The 5,447-nt window shown below is 72.9% G+C and carries 7 protein-coding genes and 3 tRNA genes; 9 read left to right on the forward strand and 1 reads right to left on the reverse strand.

Features of this window, described 5'->3' with window-relative positions; all coding sequences use genetic code 11:
- On the forward strand, positions 1-255 hold a 255-nt coding region (locus DVA66_RS21025), incomplete at its 5' end, for a hypothetical protein (RefSeq protein WP_198671859.1).
- Positions 256-274: 19 nt separating this feature from the next.
- On the opposite strand, the gene DVA66_RS16540 is transcribed toward DVA66_RS21025, so the two are convergent.
- Complete coding sequence (locus DVA66_RS16540; protein ID WP_114561061.1) at positions 275-766, reverse strand: YajQ family cyclic di-GMP-binding protein; 492 nt, start codon at positions 764-766, stop codon at positions 275-277.
- Positions 767-910: 144 nt separating this feature from the next.
- On the opposite strand from DVA66_RS16540, the gene DVA66_RS16545 reads away from it, so the two are divergent.
- The 8 genes from DVA66_RS16545 (at position 911) to treZ (ending at position 5,411) form a co-directional block, all read left to right on the forward strand.
- Positions 911-992: transfer RNA gene (locus tag DVA66_RS16545), tRNA-Tyr, on the forward strand.
- A 97-nt stretch (positions 993-1,089) separates the two neighbouring features.
- A tRNA-Thr gene (locus tag DVA66_RS16550) sits at positions 1,090-1,162 on the forward strand.
- 30 nt (positions 1,163-1,192) lie between these two features.
- Positions 1,193-1,266: transfer RNA gene (locus DVA66_RS16555), tRNA-Met, on the forward strand.
- Positions 1,267-1,359: 93 nt separating this feature from the next.
- Positions 1,360-1,527 (forward strand): 50S ribosomal protein L33, encoded by a 168-nt coding sequence (rpmG, locus tag DVA66_RS16560; protein WP_114561062.1) that lies wholly within the window; start codon positions 1,360-1,362, stop codon positions 1,525-1,527.
- 141 nt (positions 1,528-1,668) lie between these two features.
- Complete coding sequence (locus tag DVA66_RS16565) at positions 1,669-2,106, forward strand: FAS1-like dehydratase domain-containing protein (RefSeq protein ID WP_114561063.1); 438 nt, start codon at positions 1,669-1,671, stop codon at positions 2,104-2,106.
- On the forward strand, positions 2,103-2,531 hold the full coding sequence (locus tag DVA66_RS16570) for a MaoC/PaaZ C-terminal domain-containing protein (RefSeq protein WP_114561066.1): 429 nt from the start codon (positions 2,103-2,105) through the stop codon (positions 2,529-2,531). The genes DVA66_RS16565 and DVA66_RS16570 overlap by 4 nt, the downstream gene beginning before the upstream one ends.
- Positions 2,524-3,606, forward strand: coding sequence for a UDP-N-acetylmuramate dehydrogenase (locus DVA66_RS16575; RefSeq protein WP_114561064.1), 1,083 nt, complete (start codon positions 2,524-2,526; stop codon positions 3,604-3,606). Before DVA66_RS16570 ends, DVA66_RS16575 begins: the two co-directional genes overlap by 8 nt.
- A 29-nt stretch (positions 3,607-3,635) precedes the next feature.
- The gene (treZ, locus tag DVA66_RS16580) at positions 3,636-5,411 is read left to right on the forward strand and encodes a malto-oligosyltrehalose trehalohydrolase (protein ID WP_232822021.1); all 1,776 of its coding nucleotides are present in this window, start codon (positions 3,636-3,638) and stop codon (positions 5,409-5,411) included.
- Positions 5,412-5,447: the final 36 nt, after the last annotated feature.

Raw genomic sequence — 5,447 nt, forward strand, 5'->3', positions numbered from 1 at the left:
CGCCGCGCCGAGCTCGACCAGCACGTCGCCGCCGGCACCTTCCACCTCGGGACGGGCCACCCGGCGCCGCGCTCGCTGGCCGAGGCCCGCGCGCAGGCCGAGGCGCTGCTGCAGGCCGAGCTGGCCACGGTCGGCGGCGCCGGCCGCAACGCCCACACCTTCTTCTTCGTCCCCATGCAGCACGCGGCCGTCGCACTCGGTGTGGTCGGGCTCGGGATGCTGGTCTACGGCGTGGTCAGCGGGGCCGTCGGCTGACCGGCCCCGGAGCCCGGGCTCAGCGGTAGTTGGTGAACTGCACCGCGAAGTCGTAGTCCTGCTCGCGGATCAGCCGCTGGACGGCCTGCAGGTCGTCGCGCGACTTGCTCGAGATCCGCAGCTCGTCGCCCTGGATCTGGGTCTTGACGCCCTTGGGGCCCTCGTCGCGGACCAGCTTGCTGACCTTCTTCGCGTTCTCCTGGCTGATCCCCTCCTGGGTGCGGGCGGTGATCTTCCACAGCTTGCCCGACTGGCGCGGGTCGCCGGCCTCGAGCGCCTTGAGGTCGACCTTGCGCCGGGCGAGCTTGGAGCGGAAGACGTCGAGCACCGCCTTCACCCGCTCCTCGCTGACCGCCTGCATCTCCACCGCCTCACCGGACCACTCGATCCGGGCGTCGGTGCCCTTGAAGTCGAACCGCTGCGCGACCTCCTTGGCGGCCTGGTTGAGCGCGTTGTCGACCTCCTGGCGGTCGACCTTGCTGACCACGTCGAACGAGCTGTCCGATGCCATCGCCGGTCCTCCTCCTCGTCGTCGGCCGCACCCCGGGTGCGGCGGGTGTGTGCATGGTGGCGCGGGCGGGGCCGCCGCGTCGACCTCGATTGGTCTGCGCCCCCGGTTCCGTTGTAGCCTTCCTCACCGCCGAGAGATCGGCACGGCAGGTTGCCCGAGCGGCCAAAGGGAGCGGTCTGTAAAACCGTCGGCTTCGCCTACGTTGGTTCGAATCCAACACCTGCCACGCACGACCTTCCGGGGCACACCGACGCGGTGCCCCGGACGGCGGAGGAGCCAGTTTGGTGAACCGCCGGGGAGTGTGTACTGTTGCGCGTCGGCTGGCCCCTATAGCTCAGTAGGCAGAGCGTCTCCATGGTAAGGAGAAGGTCTGCGGTTCGATTCCGCATGGGGGCTCTGGAGCCCGCGGGGTACCCTGCGTGCTGCGGCGGGGTAGCTCAGTTGGTGAGAGCGCACGACTCATAATCGTGAGGTCGCGGGTTCGAATCCCGCTCCCGCTACCCACACCAGCGGGCGGTCGAGCACCGCACCACGTGGGATCCACGCACGACGCGACCAGGCCGCCCCCGGGCGGCGAGGGAGATTGAGGAATCATGGCGAAGGCATCGGACGTCCGTCCCAAGATCACGATGGCGTGCACCGAGTGCAAGAACCGGAACTACATCACCAAGAAGAACCGGCGCAACGACCCGGATCGTCTGGAGCTGAAGAAGTTCTGCCCGAACTGCCACACGCACACCGCGCACCGCGAGACCCGCTGAGCCCCGGCCCAGCGCCCGCGTCCGAGCCGCTCACCCTCCGGGGTGGGCGGCTCGTGCCGTTCCCGGGCCCCTCGTCCCCCGCCCGGCGGTGGCCTGCGGAAGGTGCGCCCGCTGTCGGGCCCGGCTCCTAGACTGCGGCCCATGCCGATCAGTCCCGAGCATGCCGGACGCCGCTACCAGCCGACCGACGTCTACGTCGTCAGCCAGGCCAAGGTGGGCGAGTTCGCCCGGGCCCTCGGCGACGACCACCCCGCCTACCGGGGGCCGCGGGCGTGCGCGCCGCCGACCTTCCCGATCGTGGTCGCCGCGCAGGCGTGGGAGCAGATGTTCCACGACCCCGACCTCGGGCTGGCCCTGGAGCGGGTCGTGCACGGCGAGCAGTCCTTCGAGAGCCGGCGGGCCCTGATGGTCGGCGACGAGGTGACCGCCACCCTGACCATCGAGAAGGTCCGCACCCGCGGCAGCGCCGACTGGATCACCTCGGTCGCCGAGATCGGCACCCTGGAGGGCGAGGACGTCAGCCGGGTGCGGGCGACCTTCGTGCACTCCCACCCGCACCAGGAGGAGGAGTGCCGGTGAGCACCGCAGCGACCGTCACCGCCGAGCAGGCCGAGGTCGGCACCGAGCTGCCGGCCAGCACCGTGCACCTCACCCGGGCCGACCTGATCCGCTACGCCGGGGCGTCGGGCGACTTCAACCCGATCCACTGGTCGGACCGCTTCGCCGCCGCGATCGGCATGCCGGGCGTGGTCGCCCACGGCATGCTCACCATGGCGCTGGCCGTGAGGGCGGTGACCGACTGGGTCGGCGACCCGTCCACCGTCCGGGTCTGCAGCACCCGGTTCACCCGTCCCGTCGTGGTCGACGAGCTGGACGGCGCCGACGTCACCTTCACCGGCAGCGTGAGCGCGGTGGAGGGCACCCGGCTCACCGTCACCGTCCAGGCCGTCTGCGAGGACGTCAAGGTGCTCGGTCCGACCCGGGTCGAGGTCGACCTTGGCTGAGCCGGTGCCGTCCGCGGCGGTCGAGGTCGAGCCGGCCGGGGGCGAGCGGATCGCCGACTGGACGACGCTCCGCCTCGGCGGTCCCGCCCGCCGCTCGGTGGTGGCCGGCACCGCTGACGAGCTGGTCGAGCTGGTCGCCGGCTGCGACGCCCGCGGCGAGCCGGTGCTCGTGCTCGGCGGCGGGTCGAACGTGGTGGTCGCCGACGAGGGCTTCGACGGCACCGTGGTGCGGGTGGCCAGCCGGGGCGTCGACGTGGACGCCTCCGACTGCGCCGGCGCCACCCTGGTGGTCGCCGCGGGGGAGCCGTGGGACGCCCTGGTGGCGCGCACGGTCGCGGAGGAGATGGTCGGCCTGGAGGCGCTGTCGGGCATCCCCGGGCTGACCGGGGCCTGCCCGATCCAGAACGTCGGCGCCTACGGTGCCGACGTCAGCCAGAGCATCGCCACCGTCCGCACCTACGACCGGGCCGAGCAGCGGATCCGCACCTTCACCGGCGCCGACTGCGGGTTCGGGTACCGGACGTCGCGGTTCAAGGCCGAGCCGGGCCGCTACCTCGTCCTCGAGGTCACCTTCCACCTGCGGCTGGGCACCCTCGGCGCGCCGGTGCGCTACGCCGAGCTGGCCCGCCGGCTGGGTGTCGACCTGGGGGAGCGCGCCCCGGCCGCCGACGTCCGCGAGGCCGTGCTGGCGCTGCGCGCCGGCAAGGGCATGGTGCTGGACGCCGACGACCACGACACCTGGAGCGCCGGCTCGTTCTTCACCAACCCGGTGCTGGACGCCGAGGTGGCCGATCGGCTCCCCGACGGGGCGCCCCGCTACGCCCAGCCCGACGGCCGGGTCAAGACCAGCGCCGCCTGGCTGATCGACTCCGCCGGGTTCGGCCGCGGCTGGGGCACCCCGCCGGCCACCCTCTCCACCAAGCACGCGCTCGCGCTGACCAACCGTGGCGGCGCCACCACCGCCCAGCTGCTCGAGCTGGCAGCCCGTGTCCGGGCCGGGGTGCACGAGACGTACGGTGTGGTCCTGGAGCCCGAGCCGGTGCTGGTCGGATGCGTCCTGCCGCCGGTCAGCTGACCGCCGGCCGCCCGACCCGAGGAGTTCCCGTGGCCGTCTCCGCCAGCCGCTTCGACCTGTGGGCTCCCCGGCCGGAACGGGTCACCCTGCTCGCCGACGGCCAGCGGGTGCCGATGACCCGCGACGAGGACGGCTGGTGGCGTCCCACCGAGCTGCCCGAGGCCCTGGCCACCGGTGAGGTCGACTACGGCTACCTGCTCGACGACGGCCCCGATCCGCGGCCCGACCCGCGCTCGCGGCGCCAGCCCGAGGGCGTGCACGGGCTCTCGCGCACCTTCGACCCCGACGCCCACGCCTGGGACGACGGGCTGTGGCGCGGGCGCCCGCTGGCCGGCGGCACGATCTACGAGCTGCACCTGGGCACCTTCACCCCCGAGGGCACCCTGGCCGCGGCGGAGCAGAAGCTGGACCACCTGGTCGAGCTCGGCATCGACTTCGTCGAGCTGCTCCCGGTCAACGGCTTCAACGGCACCCACAACTGGGGCTACGACGGTGTGCTCTGGTACACGGTGCACGAGGCCTACGGTGGCCCGGCGGCCTACCAGCACTTCGTCGACGCCTGCCACCAGCGCGGCATCGGCGTCATCCAGGACGTCGTCTACAACCACCTCGGCCCGAGCGGGAACTACCTGCCCGAGTTCGGCCCCTACTTCAACGAGCAGGCCAACTCCACCTGGGGCACCGCGGTCAACCTGGACGGGCCGCAGTCGGACCCGGTGCGGCGCTACGTGGTCGAGAACGCGCTGATGTGGATGCGTGACATGCACGTGGACGGGCTGCGGCTGGACGCCGTGCACGCCCTGGTCGACCCGGCCCGGGCGGTCGACGTGCTGGAGGAGATGGCGGTCGAGACCGACGCCCTGAGCGCCGCGGTGGGACGTCCGCTGACGCTGATCGCCGAGTCCGACATGAACAACCCGCGGCTCATCACCCCGCGCGAGGCCGGTGGCTTCGGGCTGACCGGGCAGTGGAGCGACGACTTCCACCACGCGCTGCTGACCAACCTCAGCGGGGACACCACCGGCTGGTTCGCCGACTTCGCCGGACTGGACTCGCTGGCCACGGTGCTGACCCGCGGGTTCTTCCACGCCGGCACGTACTCCAACTTCCGCGGCCGCACCCACGGCCGTCCCCTCGACCTGGCCCGGACGCCGGCCTGGCGGCTGGTGGTCTGCTCGGCCAACCACGACCAGATCGGCAACCGGGCCGACGGCAGCCGTCCCAGCAGCCGGCTCGACTCCGGCCAGCTCGCCATCGCCGCGGCCTTCACCATCCTCGGCCCGAGCACGCCGATGATCTTCATGGGCGAGGAGTGGGGCGCCTCCACCCCCTGGGCCTTCTTCACCTCCCACCCCGAGCACGAGCTCGGCGAGCAGGTCTCCCAGGGCCGGCTGGAGGAGTTCGCCGAGATGAGCTGGGACCCCGAGACCGTCCCCGACCCGCAGGACCCGAGCACCTTCACCGGCTCGAAGCTGGCCTGGGACGAGGCCGGGGACGGCGAGCACGCCGACCTGCTCGCCTGGTACCGCCAGCTGCTCGCGCTTCGCCGCACCCGCCCCGAGGTCACCGACCCGCGCTGGGAGCGGACCACGGTCCACCACGACGCCGACGCCGGCTGGCTGGTGCTCGACCGCGGCGGCCGCACCGCGGTGGCCGCGAACTTCGCCGCCACCGACGTCGACGTCCCCCTCGACCGGGTCGGGATGAGCGAGCCGTTCGGCGTCGAGGGCAGCCGCGGCGGCGCCGAGCTCCGCCCCGACGCCCTGCACCTGCCCGCCCACTCGGTCCTCGTCCTCACCCGCTGAGCCCACCCCAACGCGCCCGACCCCACCCCAACGCGC

Origin of the sequence: Desertihabitans aurantiacus, from assembly GCF_003344635.1 — a bacterium.
Lineage (GTDB): Bacteria > Actinomycetota > Actinomycetes > Propionibacteriales > Propionibacteriaceae > Desertihabitans > Desertihabitans aurantiacus.

Excerpts from the sequence above, each read along its gene's own strand:
- DVA66_RS16540 (WP_114561061.1), bottom strand. The coding sequence starts at position 766 with ATGGCATCGGACAGCTCGTTCGACGTGGTCAGCAAGGTCGACCGCCAG.
- rpmG (WP_114561062.1), top strand. The coding sequence starts at position 1,360 with ATGGCGAAGGCATCGGACGTCCGTCCCAAGATCACGATGGCGTGCACC.
- DVA66_RS16565 (WP_114561063.1), top strand. The coding sequence starts at position 1,669 with ATGCCGATCAGTCCCGAGCATGCCGGACGCCGCTACCAGCCGACCGAC.